Source organism: Marivita sp. NO-S04, assembly GCF_059070475.1.
On record NZ_CM180980.1, the window covers coordinates 3,860,371 to 3,873,823 of the forward strand.

A 13,453-nucleotide genomic window follows, 5' to 3' on the forward strand; every position below is an offset into this window, starting at 1 on the left:
CCGTACGCAGCGTTGACGACTTCGCGGGTATGGCAACATTGGGGCGGATCACTCCGCGTGCGATGGGGGTGAGAGACAAGAATGACCGCGCCGATGAAAGGTCCGTTAAAACAGCCTCGCGAGAGGACCTTCATGAGCTCCAACATGATTCTCCCGATCCATGAGGTTCTTGAAACATACGCGGGTGCCGAAGAAAGGACCGAATTTTCCAAGAGGCCGGGTTGAAGTTCCTTCCGTCCCCCCAAGACCCGGTCAGGGAGCGACTTGTCGCGCAACTCCATCAGGGAATTCGTCGTGATTTGCCTGAAATTTGGCGCGACATCATGGTGACCGCCGGCGAAAAAGCGGCGCAGGTGGTTTTGGATTATCGGTTGGACGCATCTGCTCGAGACCTGTTGCGCCGATTGCCATGGTCGCTTGCAACATGGATGCTTGTCCGCACCACAACGCAAAGCGCATGGACGTTTTCGGGCAGCGGAGATTTCCGCGTCTTGCGCACCTCGATGCTCGAAATTTCCAACAACCCAGTCACGCGGTCTGAAACCAGCGACGTCCCAGTCTGCCTGTTTCAGCAAACTGTGCTGGAAAACGTATTCGCAAGAGCAGTCGACATCCGACTCCGGTGCCAAGAAACACAATGTTGCGCCGCTGGCGGAGAGTCCTGCCGCTTTGAGCTTTCGATGGCCTGACAAGGCGTCCACCCTATCGCATCACGTAGTGGCGCTCAATCTGCCAAGTGCTACGCTATGTCTGGACTTTTTCACGATCCTGCATCATTGAGCCGAGCGACCTGACATATACACAGAATTGGGAATCCGACATGCATGCCTTTCGCAGCCACACGTGCGCCGATCTGACCAAGGCCGACGTTGGCCAGACCGTTCGCCTGTCTGGCTGGGTGCACCGTATCCGGGACCACGGTGGCGTTTTGTTCATCGATTTGCGGGATCATTACGGCGTGACACAGCTTCTTTGCGATCCGGACAGCCCGGTCTTTGCCGATGTCGAAAAAGTACGGTCGGAATGGTGTATCCGGATCGACGGCGTGGTGAAGGCACGCGATGCAAGCCTTACGAACCCAAAGCTTCCGACCGGTGAAATCGAAGTTTTCATCCGCGACCTCGAAGTCTTGGGCGCAGCCGAGGAGCTGCCGCTCATCGTCTTTGGCGATCAGGAGTATCCCGAGGAAACGCGTCTTCGTTACCGCTTCCTCGACCTGCGCCGCGAAGCGATGCAACGCAACATGACATTGCGCTCGGATGTGGTCTCGTCGATCCGAAAACGGATGTGGGATCAGAATTTCCGCGAATATCAAACGCCGATTATCACGGCCTCAAGCCCCGAGGGGGCCCGGGATTTTTTGGTGCCAAGTCGTCTGCACCCCGGAAAGTTCTATGCACTTCCGCAGGCTCCGCAGCAGTTCAAACAGCTGATCATGGTTAGTGGCTTTGACAAGTACTTCCAGATCGCGCCTTGCTTCCGGGATGAAGATCCGCGTGCCGACCGCTCTCCGACGGACTTCTACCAGCTCGACCTTGAGATGTCCTTTGTCAGTCAGCAGGATGTGTTCGACACAATTCAGCCGGTTATGCAGGGCGTATTCGAAGAATTTGGCGGTGGCCGTAAAGTGGATGCCGAGTGGCCACAGATCTCATATCGCGATGCAGCGCTGTGGTATGGCACCGACAAGCCTGACTTGCGCAACCCGATAAAGATGCAGATCGTTTCTGATCACTTCCGTGGGTCGGGTTTTGCAATTTTCGCGAAACTGCTTGAGCAGGACGGCACCGAAATTCGCGCGATCCCGGCACCGGGTGGTGGCAGCCGAAAATTTTGTGATCGCATGAACGCGTTTGCGCAGAAGGAAGGATTGCCCGGCATGGGGTATATCTTCTGGCGTGACGGCGACGATGGAATGGAAGCCGCCGGGCCACTGGCCAAGAATATCGGCCCCGAGCGCACCGAAGCGATCCGTCAACATCTGGGATTAGGCGTCGGTGACGCGGCGTTTTTCTTGGGTGGCAAGCCTGCGAGCTTTGAGAAAGTGGCCGGGAAAGCCCGTGTGGAAATTGGCAATGAACTGGGTCTTACGGAACAGGATCGTTTTGCCTTCGCATGGATCGTGGATTTCCCGATGTACGAAGCCGATGAGGAAACCGGAAAGGTCGATTTCAGCCATAACCCGTTTTCGATGCCGCAGGGTGGTCTGGATGCGCTTAACGACAACCCGCTTGATGTGCTTGGCTATCAATACGATCTTGCTTGCAACGGATACGAATTGGTTTCGGGTGCAATCCGGAACCACAAGCCGGAAATCATGTTCAAGGCGTTTGAACTTGCCGGTTATGGCGAAGACGAAGTGCGCAAGCGGTTCGGCGGGATGGTCAACGCATTCCGTTTTGGCGCGCCGCCCCACGGCGGGTGTGCCGCGGGGATCGATCGCATGGTAATGCTGCTGGCGGATACAGCCAATATTCGGGAAGTCATCATGTTTCCGATGAACCAGCGCGCCGAGGACTTGATGATGAATGCGCCGTCCGACGCCACAAGCGATCAGCTTATGGAACTTGGACTGAGGGTGCTTCCGAAAGAGGCGTGATCTGAGAGCTGTATAGGCGAACACGTCGGTCCCTAAACGTCTGACTTCAACAATATCAGGCCGTCCTGCTTAGGGCGGCCTTTTGTTTAGATTGCCACTGCGTCTTGCACTCTTGCCTGGACCAGTCCTGCCAATCTCGCCACTGGACCAAGCGTTGGTGCGCCATTAGATTGCGCCGCGGCCAGTTCGTATGCAGCGTGCTGCAGGGCATCGTCCTCTGCTGTCAGGGCGACTCCGCGCAGAAAAGCTGTGACATAGGAAATGACTTTGTCATCGACTGGCCCGCCCAAAAGCTCAGCGACATATGCCATATCTTCACGGAACGCGACAAGATCGGGGTGGATGACGTCAGACCTGATATTTCGCAGTCCACAAGGCTGAGCGTTTTGGGGAAGATGCTGAAGGATCGCGTGCTGAAAGACCCCAAGGTTCGCGATCGGTTTGGCCAGAAATCCATCGGCCCCCGCAGCATAGGCTACATCTTCAGCAAACGGATCACCGCTGCAGGCGAGGATCACACTGACGCGCGGCGATGTCGTGCGCAGGTCATCAATGAGCTCTGCACCATTGCCGTCAGGCAAGCCCATATCGACGATCACGACCGATGGACGATACACCTGCAGATGTCGACGTGCCGATTTGAGACAATCCGCACGCCTTAGGCGAGCGCCGCTGTACAGGCACATCAGTCGCAAAGCATCACAGGCATATAGGCTGTCTTCGACCGCGAGGATGGTGAGCCCTAGTAGGGGCCGTGTCACGGTCGGTCTGCGCAGATGGTCAAATGCATCATCGTCAATCATTTCGCCCTCCATGAGTCGCTTCATTTTGGCGCGGGTGTGGCTAACAGGGCGTTAATGCGCCCATACCTCTTGTCTGATTTTCCGGCTCGGGGGATAAGCCGCCAAAGCAAAGACGGAGAGACAAGATGATTGGACGATTGAACCACGTGGCGATTGCCGTACCTGATCTCGAGGCAGCGTCTAACCAATATCGCAATGCGCTCGGGGCCAAGGTCGGCGCGCCGCAGGATGAACCCGCCCACGGCGTGACTGTCGTCTTTATCGAATTGCCAAACACCAAGATCGAACTGCTTTACCCTTTGGGCGAAAACAGCCCGATTTCTGGCTTTCTGGAAAAGAATCCGTCCGGTGGTATTCACCATGTCTGCTACGAAGTAGATGACATCATCGCAGCTCGGGACCATCTCCAAGAAACCGGGGCGCGCGTGCTGGGGGATGGAACGCCTAAGATCGGCGCACACGGCAAGCCTGTACTGTTCCTGCACCCCAAGGACTTCAATGGATGCTTGGTGGAGCTGGAACAAGTCTGACGCCACCCCACATTAGGGAAAAAGGAGCGCACCCATGTCCATCACCTCTGCTATCGTTCTCTTTGCCGTGATCTGGTTCATGGTCTTTTTGATCGTCATTCCCATCAGATTGCAAACGCAAGGCGACGTAGGTCAGATCGTACCCGGAACCCATGCCGGTTCTCCCGAGGTTCATAACCTCAGGAAAAAGGCTTGGATCACCACATTTGTCAGCATCGGTCTTTGGATCGTGATCGCGGGGATCATCCTGTCCGGGTGGATTACAGTACGCGATCTGGATTTCTTTGGCCGGATGGGGCCTGCGCCTGAATTTGGTGGTACAGGTGGGTGAAAGTTGCGGCGCCAAGTATAGGGATCACGAGGTTCACCAACGGTAGTGACAGGGGCATCGCCATAAGAGTGCCCGCGATCCAGATCTTTCCGATATGACGCTTGCGCAGGGCTTTCGCCCCTGCGCGACCTTCTCTGCGTATGGCCGCTAGGGTGAAGTATTCCCGCCCAAGAAGAAAGCCATTCAATCCCCAGAAGATAAAAAGCGCGAAGGGTGGAAACATCACATACAAAACCAAGGCGAATATATTGGCAGCAATAAGCACGCCTAAGAAATTAACCGTATCGCGGAGGGCATCTCCAAAAGGGACACGCTCCGCTTTGGGCAAGTGTGGGTAATGCCGATCTTCCACGGCATCTGCCACATCGTCGAGAAAGAGTGATGTGATCGCCGAGGCTACAGGGACCATCAGGAAGACCGACAAAACGATCATCGAAATGAAGGCGGTCCAGCTCAGAAGATCGTCAAGCCAAGTCACTTCGCCAATGAATGGCAGGGTCGCCTCAGGCCCCAACGCAGTATTCAGAAGCCACATCAATGCAGCAAAGAAACCTACCAAAAGCGCAAACCCAAGGCCGATTCCGAGGAACAGAACCTTGCGGAACCGAGCATCGCCCAGTTGCCTGAGGGTGAGGAAAAAGCTTCGTAGGATCATGTATCCAGCCAAGTCGTAATTGCGTCGATATCGGGTCTTGGCCGTTCAGGCGGAAGAGCAGATGCAGTGCCGATGTGAATGAACCCCGCGACGCGTTCATTCTCGGCAAGGCTTAGGGCGTTGCCGCAGAATCCATTATCATGCGCTGGCCATCCGCTAAGCCAATTGGCCCCCCAACCAGAGGCCAAGGCGGCGTTGAGCAAAGCAAGGCATACAGCCCCAGCAGAATAGGTTTGCTCGATCGCAGGGATTTTTTCAGAGGGCTTTTGCACTTCAACGACGGCGACACAAAGGGGGCTATCGCTGAACTGTTTACGTGCCTTCTCGACATCTTCTGCAGCACGCCCGGTTTGCGCGCCACAGTGGTCTACTGCAAGAGCCAGCCGTTTGAGAGCGGCTCTCTCAAGAACGATGAAGCGCCAAGGTTCGAGTTTCCCATGGTCTGGTGTCCGTGCTGCGGCCGTCAGGATCAACTTGAGCGCGTCCCGATCCGGCGCAGGTTCCTGCAACAGTTTTGCCGGTCTTGACCGTCGTGTATGAAGAAAGTCCAGAACGGCATGATTTGCGTCAGGCATCTTGGCCCCCTTTTTGTCGATCAGTCCTGCGTCCATGCTGTGAACGCGCGACAGGTTCTTGCGTGATAGGACGAATGAATGTCGAAGAACAGCCTCACCGATCTTGCAAGTACAGGAACAATAATTTGGGTTCGTGTGACGCCGAATGCGAGGGCCAACACGGTGGTACGTGAAAACGACACTATAAAGGTTGGTGTCACGGCACCGCCTGCCAAAGGTCAAGCCAATGCAACGGTGATGCTGCTGTTGTCAAAAGCTTTGGGAGTACCGAAATCGCGGCTTGCCCTTGTGAGAGGGGCAAAGTCACGCGACAAACAGTTTCGTGTGGACTAGTCTGCCTTTTCTTCTCGTGAATAAACCCCTTCGGGCAATGACAAAGACGCTGCCAGATCGCGCATCTGAGATATCGAGAAAGTGATTTTGTTCACCTTGTCCGTTCGGGGGTCATACTGCTCGACTGTGATGCATTCTTCAAAGCCGATAACGATCACGTCTTCCTGGAGAGGGCCTTCACCTTCATCAACAAGCGTCACGACAGTCGAGTCGAATTCGTGTTCGATGCTAAACATACTTAAAGCCTAGCGCGGAGTTTTATCACTTGCCAAGCAGCATCTGTGGAAAACCACACAAAGAAATCGGCTCTGGCAGGAGGTGCGCAACCACCTTATTTCTAGTATCTCAGACAAAGGGAGTGTCTTGATGCGCTGGCTTCTACTATTGGCTTTCGTCGCGTTGTCGGCGTGCGACGTTCCTGCGACCTCAACTCAGGTTCAGCCGCGCCCCCAGAATTCACAAGCGACTATCTCGCAACAGGACGCTCGCACCCGCGCTGGCATTGCTGCGCGCCAATTCGTGTCGGTTGTCCAGACCGTTGAGCCGGTGGCCGAAAGAGAGTGCCGAAGGCTGGCACCAGGTGCCAATTGCGATTTCCAGATCGTCGTGGACGATCGCCCCGGACAGCCGCCGAATGCATTTCAAACCGTGGACCGAACCGGACGACCCATTCTTGCGTTCAATCTTGCGCTGATTGCGTCTGTCGAAAATGCGGATGAACTGGCCTTTGTGATGGGCCACGAGGCCGCGCACCATGTCCTTGGTCATCTTGGCAGAACACAACAGAACGCGGCTGTCGGGGCGGTGATCCTTTCGGGTTTGGTGGCACTGGGCGGTGCTGATGCAGCGGCGGTGCAATCCGCTGAACAGATTGGCGCATCCTTGGGGGCACGCACATATTCCAAAGATTTTGAGCTTGAGGCCGATCAACTTGGAACGGTCATTACGGCCCGCGCGGGCTATGATCCTGTAAGGGGCGCTCAGTTCTTCAATCGCATCCCAGACCCGGGCAATCGCTTTCTCGGCACGCATCCGCCAAATGCGTCTCGCATGGAAATCGTGCGGCGGACGGCTGCTGGACTATAGCGAGCTTGATGTAGATCAAAGACAATACCGACCTTACCTTTTTACGCTGCCGCAAGCTGTATGTCGTAAAGGTTGTTATGTTTGACGAGTGCAGAGATATGTGGGTGCTCCACATGGCGTCTCGGTGCGGTATTGATCTAGAGCAACAAGTGTTGCTTGGGTCGATCAACACGCATGATCTTCAGATTGCTGCGCAGAAGTGTTGGTCTTGTTCCAAAAGCGGTAGATGCGAGGGTATTCTAAACGCCTCGACGCCTTTGCTCCAAGTGCCACGATATTGCGTCAACTCCGATTTCTTGAAGCAGATGGAACAGATGAACACCGCATTCTGGTGTGGGATCGAGTTCGTCTCTTCCAACGATTCCGCTTTCTTCGACAGCGAACTTACCCAAACACGAATTTTCGGCGTCGACACATGTATCGAACTTGAGGATGATGGCCTCCAGCTTGAAAGTTGGAGCTACCTTGAGGAACAAAGCCGCTCTTGGGAATGGCGGTATACGTGCGAAGAGTGGCTGCTTGAAAACACGGATACAAGTTTTCAAGTGGAGTCTTCGGACAGCGCACCTGATAATTCGACAGATGCGGGTCGCGAACTCGATGTGATTTTGCATAACGCTGAACTTGGCTATTGGCTGGTTAGAAACGTGGCGAAAAAGATTGGCGTGACTCTCAGTGGCGCTATGGAAGACGGCGATTTCACTCAAAGCCAATACGCAAATATGGTTCTGGAGTGTTGCCTCTGTTCACTTCGCGACCAGTGCCAGAACTGGTTGGATGAAGCACAGATTTCTGCTGACACATTCCCATCGGGATGTTCCAATGCCGCTGCATTTGGCCGTTTGTTGACCTGTCGCGCATCCACCCAACAGTGACGCTTGCGCGCCTGCGCTTAGCATACATCTTGATCCCCCCGAAATCCAGTTGCCAGAAGGCATTGACCTGAATCAATGCCAATATCCCGAGCGCCGCTTAACCTTAGGTCAGAGCAATGGGGAGCATTGTCATGACCTACGAAACAAAACGAAACGCCCATACACAGTTGGTGCTGGCAATGGCCGACCGACAAGGGCTGGATTTGCAAGAACTGATGATGCGCGCAGAGCTGTCTGAAGACCGCTTTGAGCGCGCGGTGGACAGATGTCTGGGATGTACAGCGGCGGATGCGTGTAAGTGCCTTCTTGAGACTGCAGGTCTGCAACTGAACTTGCCGGAGTACTGCCGCAACGGAGATCTCTTCGAGGGCTTGAGGTCGAAATGATTGGTCCGCAGAAGGCTCCAGCATGGCGCCCGCTGGGCCGTCCGGGGGTGCATTATTGGCTCGTCCAGCGCATGGCGAAAACATGCGGCGTCGATACCGCTCAGGCAGCCCAGAGCGGCGCGCTAGACCATGAAAACTGGGTCGAGCTGGTGACCAAGTGCCGATCCTGTACTTGGGTTGATGGTTGCGACCGTTGGTTGAAAAGACATGTCGAAGACCCAGACGCGGCACCACCGGCTGAATGCCGAAACGCTGACGTACTAAGACGACTTGCAGAAAGGCCACGTCCATGACGACATCTTTCAAAGGAGACCCCGGACTGCACTTCTGGCTCACGCGCAGCGTTGCCAAGGTCATGGGCGTCAGTCTGTCCGAAGAGATGGCGCGGGATCGACTTTCGGCACAAGACTACGCGTCCATGGTCTCGGCCTGTCGCCAATGTGCCCTTGTCAAGAGCTGCCAATGCTGGCTTGGCGATCAAAAGGGGTTCGCAAAGACACCACCTCCGGGATGCGTCAACGGTGACATCATGCAAAATCTTGCACGTCATCACTGAACGCGGCCATCCGGCTTGGTGGTGAAACCGATCAGGCGCGCAAGTTCTTCGCGCTGTCCTTGATATCGGCATACTGCCCAGACGGGCGGAACCGCCACAGGTAATCCGGCAGCACAGCTTCGAGAGCGACGGGCTTGATTCCCAGATCGGCAAAAGTCTTTGCAGCTTCCGAGACAACGTTGTCCTTGCTCAAATTCTTGACTTGGTCGCGAGTGACCATCGCGGGGATCAGCCCACCACTGATGGCATTGGCGAAATCGAACAGGCCGCCCATGATCGATGCGGCGAAAAAGGGAATATTGACGATCAGACGACGCCGACGAATGACCTTGAGCATGTCCTGCATCAGGTCCCGGAAGGTGTTTACGTCCGGACCACCAAGTTCATAAACACCTGCAGGTGCCTGACCGATGACAGCCAAACATGCTGCATGCGCAACGTCGTCGACATAAACCGGCTGGAACTTGGTGTCTGCGCCCACAACCGGAAGAATCGGACCCATCCGCGTCATGCCTGCGAACCGGTTGAAAAAGCCATCCTCGGGGCCAAAAACGATGGACGGGCGGAGGATCACTGCATTGGGCATGTGCTCCAGAATTGCGGCTTCGCCTTCGCCTTTGGTGCGCTGGTAGTCACTGTCGCTATTGGCATCTGCGCCGATCGCGGAAACATGCACCAACGTTTGAATCCCTGTCTCTGCAGCAATCCGTGCAACGCGGCCCGCACCATCGGCCTGCACAGCGTCAAAGGTGTTTTTTCCGTTCTTGGCAAGGATACCCACGCAATTGACCACTGCATCTGCGCCCTGCATCGCAGCACGAACACTCGCGTCATCTCGGATGTTGCATAGGATCGGTTCAACCTGACCAACGACACCGTAGGGTTTCACGAAAATCGCTTCGTTCGGACGGCGCACCGCGACGCGCACACGCCAACCCTGCTTGGCCATCCGTCGTGCAATATAACGTCCGACAAAGCCGGAGCCACCGTAGATCGTGACGAGTTTGGACATGTGAGTGCTCCCGGTCATAGCTTGACTGACCTGTATCCCCGTAGGCCTGTGCGGGCAAGGTGTAGGATTGCCGCAAAGCCTTAGCTGGAAGTCTAAAAAAGTCCGTTGACACCCTTTCGGGACCAGATTAAACGCCAGCTTCACGACACCTGCCCAGGTGGCGGAATGGTAGACGCGCTGGCTTCAGGTGCCAGTGGCCGCAAGGCCGTGGAGGTTCGAGTCCTCTCCTGGGCACCAAATTTTCAAGACAGTTCCAATTGCAACCAAATGACGTTTCTGGCGTCTTATTCGGCTGTGGGGTCTGCTTGAAAATCGGAAAATTTCCTGTCCTGAATTGACGTTGCGCCCGCCTGCCTTGCCAAGGGCTTGCCAATCTTGATCGCTTGGCAAAGAGTGTCGGAATAACAAATCACCAACGAAAACAAACGACAGGGAAGTCTCATGAAGACGACATTTGCTTTATCTATGGCTGCGGCCCTATTGGCGACGACTGCAACCGTCAGCGCCGAAACACTGCGCTGGGCGCGTTCTGGCGATGCACTGACGCTAGACCCGCATGCACAGAATGAAGGACCGACTCACACAATCCGCCACCAGATGTACGAGCCGCTCATCATCCGTGACGTGACCGGTGCGTTCGAACCGGCGCTGGCCACCGACTGGGCGCCGAGTGCCGATGATCCCAATGTCTGGGTTTTCAATCTGCGGCAGGGCGTGAAATTCCATGATGGTGCCGACTTTACGGCTGAAGACGTTGTGTTCAGCTTTGAACGTGCCAAGCAGCCGAACTCGGACATGAAAGAGCTGATCGGCTCAATCACCGAAGTGCGTGCGGTGGATGATTACACCATTGAAATGGTAACCGATGGTCCGAACCCGATTCTGCCGTCCAACCTCACCAACCTTTTCATTATGGACAAGGGTTGGACCGAAGCGAACAACACCGCCAACGTGCAGGACTTTGAAGGTGGCGAGATCACTTTTGCTACCACAAATGCCAATGGCACCGGTCCTTACGTGCTGCAAAGCCGGGAACCGGACGTGAAGACCGTCATGGTGAAGAACGACAATTACTGGGGCATTGACCAGTTCCCGATGGAAGTGACGGAAATCGTCTACACTCCGATCCAGAACGCAGCGACCCGCGTTGCGGCGCTGCTGTCGGGTGAGGTCGATTTCCTTCAGGACATGCCCGTCCAAGACCTTGAGCGCGTCAACAATGCCGATGGGCTTATGGTCAAACAGGCGCCACAGAACCGTGTGATTTTCTTCGGAATGAACATGGGCGCCGATGATATCGAAGCCGATAATGTCGATGGCAAGAACCCATTGGCCGACGTGCGTGTTCGCAAAGCGATGTCGATGGCCATCAACCGCGATGCAATCCGCCAGGTTGTGATGCGTGGACAAAGCGAGCCGGCTGGTATGATCGCGCCGCCCTTTGTCAACGGTTGGACCGAGGCTATGGATTCCGAATCCACCACGGATATCGAGGGCGCGAAAGCGCTCTTGGCCGAGGCAGGATATGCGGATGGCTTCTCGATCCGTCTGGATTGCCCAAACGACCGCTATGTCAACGACGAGGCGATCTGTCAGGCGGCTGTCGGGATGATGGGCCAAATTGGTGTGACTGTTAATCTCGACGCAAAACCCAAGGCGCAGCACTTCCCGCTTATCACAGATGGAAACACCGATTTCTACATGCTGGGCTGGGGTGTTCCGACCTACGATTCCGAATATGTCTTCAACTTCCTCGTGCATGGCCGGGAATCGGACATCGGCACTTGGAATGGCACCGGCTACGACAATGATGAACTGGATGCGAAGATCAAATCGCTTGCTTCGAACACCGATCTCGCAGCACGCAACGCTGACATCGCGTCGATCTGGCGTGTGGTTCAGGATGAACAGCTCTATATCCCGATCCATCACCAGGTTCTGAACTGGGGCATGTCTGAAAAGGTTGGCATCGACGTTGACCCTGAGGATCAGCCGAAGATCAAATACTTCACAATGAACTGATAGTACGGGTGCGCCCTTGTGGTGCGCCCGTCCAACATGGTCAGGTACACCATGCCAATATGTCGCGGCCTTCTGACTGGGCCGCGACATCGCTCATTGTAGCCAGAGGGAATTGCCATGCGACGTTCACTTAGACTGGCGGCTGTTATAGCTGCGTTTGCCCCTGCTGTGCAGGCCGAAGAATTCACCTGGGCAGTGAATACCGATCCGCAGACGATGGACCCGCATGCGGTCAACTCGGCACCGGTTCTAGGCTTTCTGAACAATGTCTACGAAGGACTTGTCCGTCGCGGCAAAGATATGACTGTAGAACCTGCACTTGCAACGTCGTGGGAACCGATTGGCAATGGCGAAGGCTGGCGATTCACGCTCCGCCAAGGTGTGACGTTCCATGACGGGGCAGAGTTCACTGCTCAGGATGTTTTGTTTTCATATCAGCGCGCCTCAGACGAAGTGTCCGACACGCGAAGCTGGTTTGCTCCGGTATCCGAAGTTGTTGTCGTCGATGACTACACCGTTGATTTCATGACAACCGCACCCAACCCGATTTTCCCGGGGTCGATTGCTAACTGGATGATCATGGATAGTGGTTGGGCCGAAGCGAACAACGCAGCACTGCCGGATAAAGAGAATGGCAACTATGCCACGCTGAATACCAACGGCACCGGCGCATTCAGCGTGACAGCCCGGGAGCCGGGTTTGCGCACGGTACTTGAACCGTTCGACAGCTGGTGGGATGAAGCTGAGCACAACATAACACGTGCCGAATTAACGCCGATCCAGAACCCGGCCACGGCACTTGCAGCGCTGTTGTCGGGCGATGTCGATTTCATCAACCCGGTGCCGATCCAGGATGTGGCGCGGCTCAAGGAAAACCCCGATGTCGACGTCATTCAAGGCATCGAAGCACGGGTTATCATGCTTGGCTTCCCGCATGAGGCCGAGACGCTCAAATATTCTTCCGAGACAACTGACTCTAACCCCTTTGCCGATGTGCGTGTCCGTCAGGCCGTGGCCCATGCGATCAATGTCCCGGCGATCCTGCAGACCATCATGCGTGGGAATGCTGAAGAGGTCAGCCAATTGGTCAGCGCGGCGATGCAGGGCTACGTTCCTGCCCTTGCAGAGCGCCCCGCGCATGATCCGGATCGTGCCCGTGCCCTGCTGACTGAGGCGGGCTATCCCGATGGGTTTAGTTTTGGATTCAAATGCACAAACAACCGCTACCTGAACGATGAGGCCGTCTGTCAGGCGATCACAGGCATGCTGGCTCAGGTGGGTATCACTGCAACTCTGGATGCGATGCCGGTCCAGAACTACTGGCCGGAGCTGCGCGCTGACAATTATGACATGTTCCTTCTGGGCTGGTCGCCGGGCACGTTCGACGCAGAACACCCGATCCGCTTCCTTGCCGCCACTCCGAACGAAGAATTGCGTGTCGGAAGCTGGAATTTTGGCGGTTATTCCAACGCGCGGGTGGATGAACTTCTGCCGATGATCCAGTCCGAGATCGACCCGGTTGCACGTCAGGCGATGATCGACGAAACCACCAAAATCCTGCAGGACGAAATGGCTTATGTGCCGATGTATGTGCAGCCCTTGGTGTGGGGTATTCGCAGCAATATCGAACTGACACAGCGTCCGGATGACTTTTTCATCCTGCGCTGGGTGACCGTAAACTAAAGCGTTC

17 protein-coding genes, 1 tRNA gene and 1 pseudogene are annotated in these 13,453 nt (G+C 55.5%); 14 read left to right on the forward strand and 5 right to left on the reverse strand.

Annotated elements, in window-relative coordinates:
• Positions 1–203: 203 nt before the first annotated feature.
• Both bchJ and aspS read left to right on the forward strand, forming a co-directional pair.
• Complete coding sequence (gene bchJ / locus ACK3EW_RS19505; protein ID WP_493809762.1) at positions 204–689, forward strand: bacteriochlorophyll 4-vinyl reductase; 486 nt, start codon at positions 204–206, stop codon at positions 687–689.
• A gap of 131 nt (positions 690–820) precedes the next feature.
• A complete protein-coding gene (gene aspS / locus ACK3EW_RS19510) occupies positions 821–2,599 on the forward strand; it encodes an aspartate--tRNA ligase (protein WP_493807472.1) in 1,779 nt (592 codons plus the stop codon).
• An 86-nt stretch (positions 2,600–2,685) separates the two neighbouring features.
• Here aspS and ACK3EW_RS19515 read toward each other — a convergent pair whose 3' ends face one another.
• A complete protein-coding gene (locus ACK3EW_RS19515) occupies positions 2,686–3,402 on the reverse strand; it encodes a response regulator (protein ID WP_493807473.1) in 717 nt (238 codons plus the stop codon).
• A gap of 125 nt (positions 3,403–3,527) precedes the next feature.
• On the opposite strand from ACK3EW_RS19515, the gene mce reads away from it, so the two are divergent.
• The gene (gene mce / locus ACK3EW_RS19520; RefSeq protein ID WP_439121186.1) at positions 3,528–3,932 is read left to right on the forward strand and encodes a methylmalonyl-CoA epimerase; all 405 of its coding nucleotides are present in this window, start codon (positions 3,528–3,530) and stop codon (positions 3,930–3,932) included.
• 34 nt (positions 3,933–3,966) lie between these two features.
• Positions 3,967–4,263: a DUF1467 family protein gene (locus ACK3EW_RS19525; protein WP_085633176.1), complete on the forward strand. Its 297-nt coding sequence runs from the start codon at positions 3,967–3,969 to the stop codon at positions 4,261–4,263.
• Here the strand turns inward: ACK3EW_RS19525 and ACK3EW_RS19530 are convergent.
• Together ACK3EW_RS19530 and ACK3EW_RS19535 are read right to left on the reverse strand one after the other, a co-directional pair.
• Positions 4,193–4,918: an EI24 domain-containing protein gene (locus tag ACK3EW_RS19530; protein ID WP_493807474.1), complete on the reverse strand. Its 726-nt coding sequence runs from the start codon at positions 4,916–4,918 to the stop codon at positions 4,193–4,195. The genes ACK3EW_RS19525 and ACK3EW_RS19530 overlap by 71 nt on opposite strands.
• Positions 4,915–5,493 (reverse strand): nitroreductase family protein, encoded by a 579-nt coding sequence (locus tag ACK3EW_RS19535; RefSeq protein WP_493807475.1) that lies wholly within the window; start codon positions 5,491–5,493, stop codon positions 4,915–4,917. Before ACK3EW_RS19535 ends, ACK3EW_RS19530 begins: the two co-directional genes overlap by 4 nt.
• Before the next feature lie 78 nt (positions 5,494–5,571).
• Here ACK3EW_RS19535 and ACK3EW_RS19540 point away from each other — a divergent pair, with 78 nt between their 5' ends.
• Positions 5,572–5,826 carry a DUF167 domain-containing protein gene (locus ACK3EW_RS19540; RefSeq protein WP_493807476.1) on the forward strand — a complete coding sequence of 85 codons (255 nt, stop codon included), beginning with the start codon at positions 5,572–5,574 and terminating at the stop codon, positions 5,824–5,826.
• Here ACK3EW_RS19540 and ACK3EW_RS19545 read toward each other — a convergent pair.
• Positions 5,823–6,062, reverse strand: a complete 240-nt coding sequence (locus ACK3EW_RS19545; RefSeq protein ID WP_085633168.1) for a DUF8831 family protein — start codon at positions 6,060–6,062, stop codon at positions 5,823–5,825. The genes ACK3EW_RS19540 and ACK3EW_RS19545 overlap by 4 nt on opposite strands.
• Before the next feature lie 130 nt (positions 6,063–6,192).
• On the opposite strand from ACK3EW_RS19545, the gene ACK3EW_RS19550 reads away from it, so the two are divergent.
• From ACK3EW_RS19550 to ACK3EW_RS19575, 6 genes and pseudogenes are all read left to right on the forward strand, one after another.
• On the forward strand, positions 6,193–6,912 hold the full coding sequence (locus ACK3EW_RS19550) for a M48 family metallopeptidase (protein ID WP_493807477.1): 720 nt from the start codon (positions 6,193–6,195) through the stop codon (positions 6,910–6,912).
• 113 nt (positions 6,913–7,025) lie between these two features.
• Positions 7,026–7,214, forward strand: a pseudogene (locus ACK3EW_RS19555) (DUF6455 family protein); the annotation flags it as partial.
• A 12-nt stretch (positions 7,215–7,226) separates the two neighbouring features.
• Complete coding sequence (locus ACK3EW_RS19560; protein WP_493809763.1) at positions 7,227–7,787, forward strand: DUF6455 family protein; 561 nt, start codon at positions 7,227–7,229, stop codon at positions 7,785–7,787.
• A gap of 131 nt (positions 7,788–7,918) precedes the next feature.
• Positions 7,919–8,173 carry a DUF6455 family protein gene (locus ACK3EW_RS19565; protein WP_493807478.1) on the forward strand — a complete coding sequence of 85 codons (255 nt, stop codon included), beginning with the start codon at positions 7,919–7,921 and terminating at the stop codon, positions 8,171–8,173.
• On the forward strand, positions 8,170–8,466 hold the full coding sequence (locus ACK3EW_RS19570; RefSeq protein ID WP_493807479.1) for a DUF6455 family protein: 297 nt from the start codon (positions 8,170–8,172) through the stop codon (positions 8,464–8,466). Before ACK3EW_RS19565 ends, ACK3EW_RS19570 begins: the two co-directional genes overlap by 4 nt.
• A complete protein-coding gene (locus ACK3EW_RS19575) occupies positions 8,463–8,729 on the forward strand; it encodes a DUF6455 family protein (protein WP_493807480.1) in 267 nt (88 codons plus the stop codon). The genes ACK3EW_RS19570 and ACK3EW_RS19575 overlap by 4 nt, the downstream gene beginning before the upstream one ends.
• Before the next feature lie 31 nt (positions 8,730–8,760).
• On the opposite strand, the gene ACK3EW_RS19580 is transcribed toward ACK3EW_RS19575, so the two are convergent.
• Positions 8,761–9,741 carry a complex I NDUFA9 subunit family protein gene (locus tag ACK3EW_RS19580; RefSeq protein ID WP_493807481.1) on the reverse strand — a complete coding sequence of 327 codons (981 nt, stop codon included), beginning with the start codon at positions 9,739–9,741 and terminating at the stop codon, positions 8,761–8,763.
• A 151-nt stretch (positions 9,742–9,892) separates the two neighbouring features.
• Here ACK3EW_RS19580 and ACK3EW_RS19585 point away from each other — a divergent pair.
• The 3 genes from ACK3EW_RS19585 (at position 9,893) to ACK3EW_RS19595 (ending at position 13,446) form a co-directional block, all read left to right on the forward strand.
• Positions 9,893–9,978 (forward strand) — tRNA-Leu (locus ACK3EW_RS19585).
• 204 nt (positions 9,979–10,182) lie between these two features.
• The gene (locus tag ACK3EW_RS19590; RefSeq protein ID WP_439119705.1) at positions 10,183–11,763 is read left to right on the forward strand and encodes an ABC transporter substrate-binding protein; all 1,581 of its coding nucleotides are present in this window, start codon (positions 10,183–10,185) and stop codon (positions 11,761–11,763) included.
• Positions 11,764–11,880: 117 nt separating this feature from the next.
• On the forward strand, positions 11,881–13,446 hold the full coding sequence (locus ACK3EW_RS19595; protein WP_493807482.1) for an ABC transporter substrate-binding protein: 1,566 nt from the start codon (positions 11,881–11,883) through the stop codon (positions 13,444–13,446).
• The last annotated feature ends 7 nt before the right edge of the window (positions 13,447–13,453 follow it).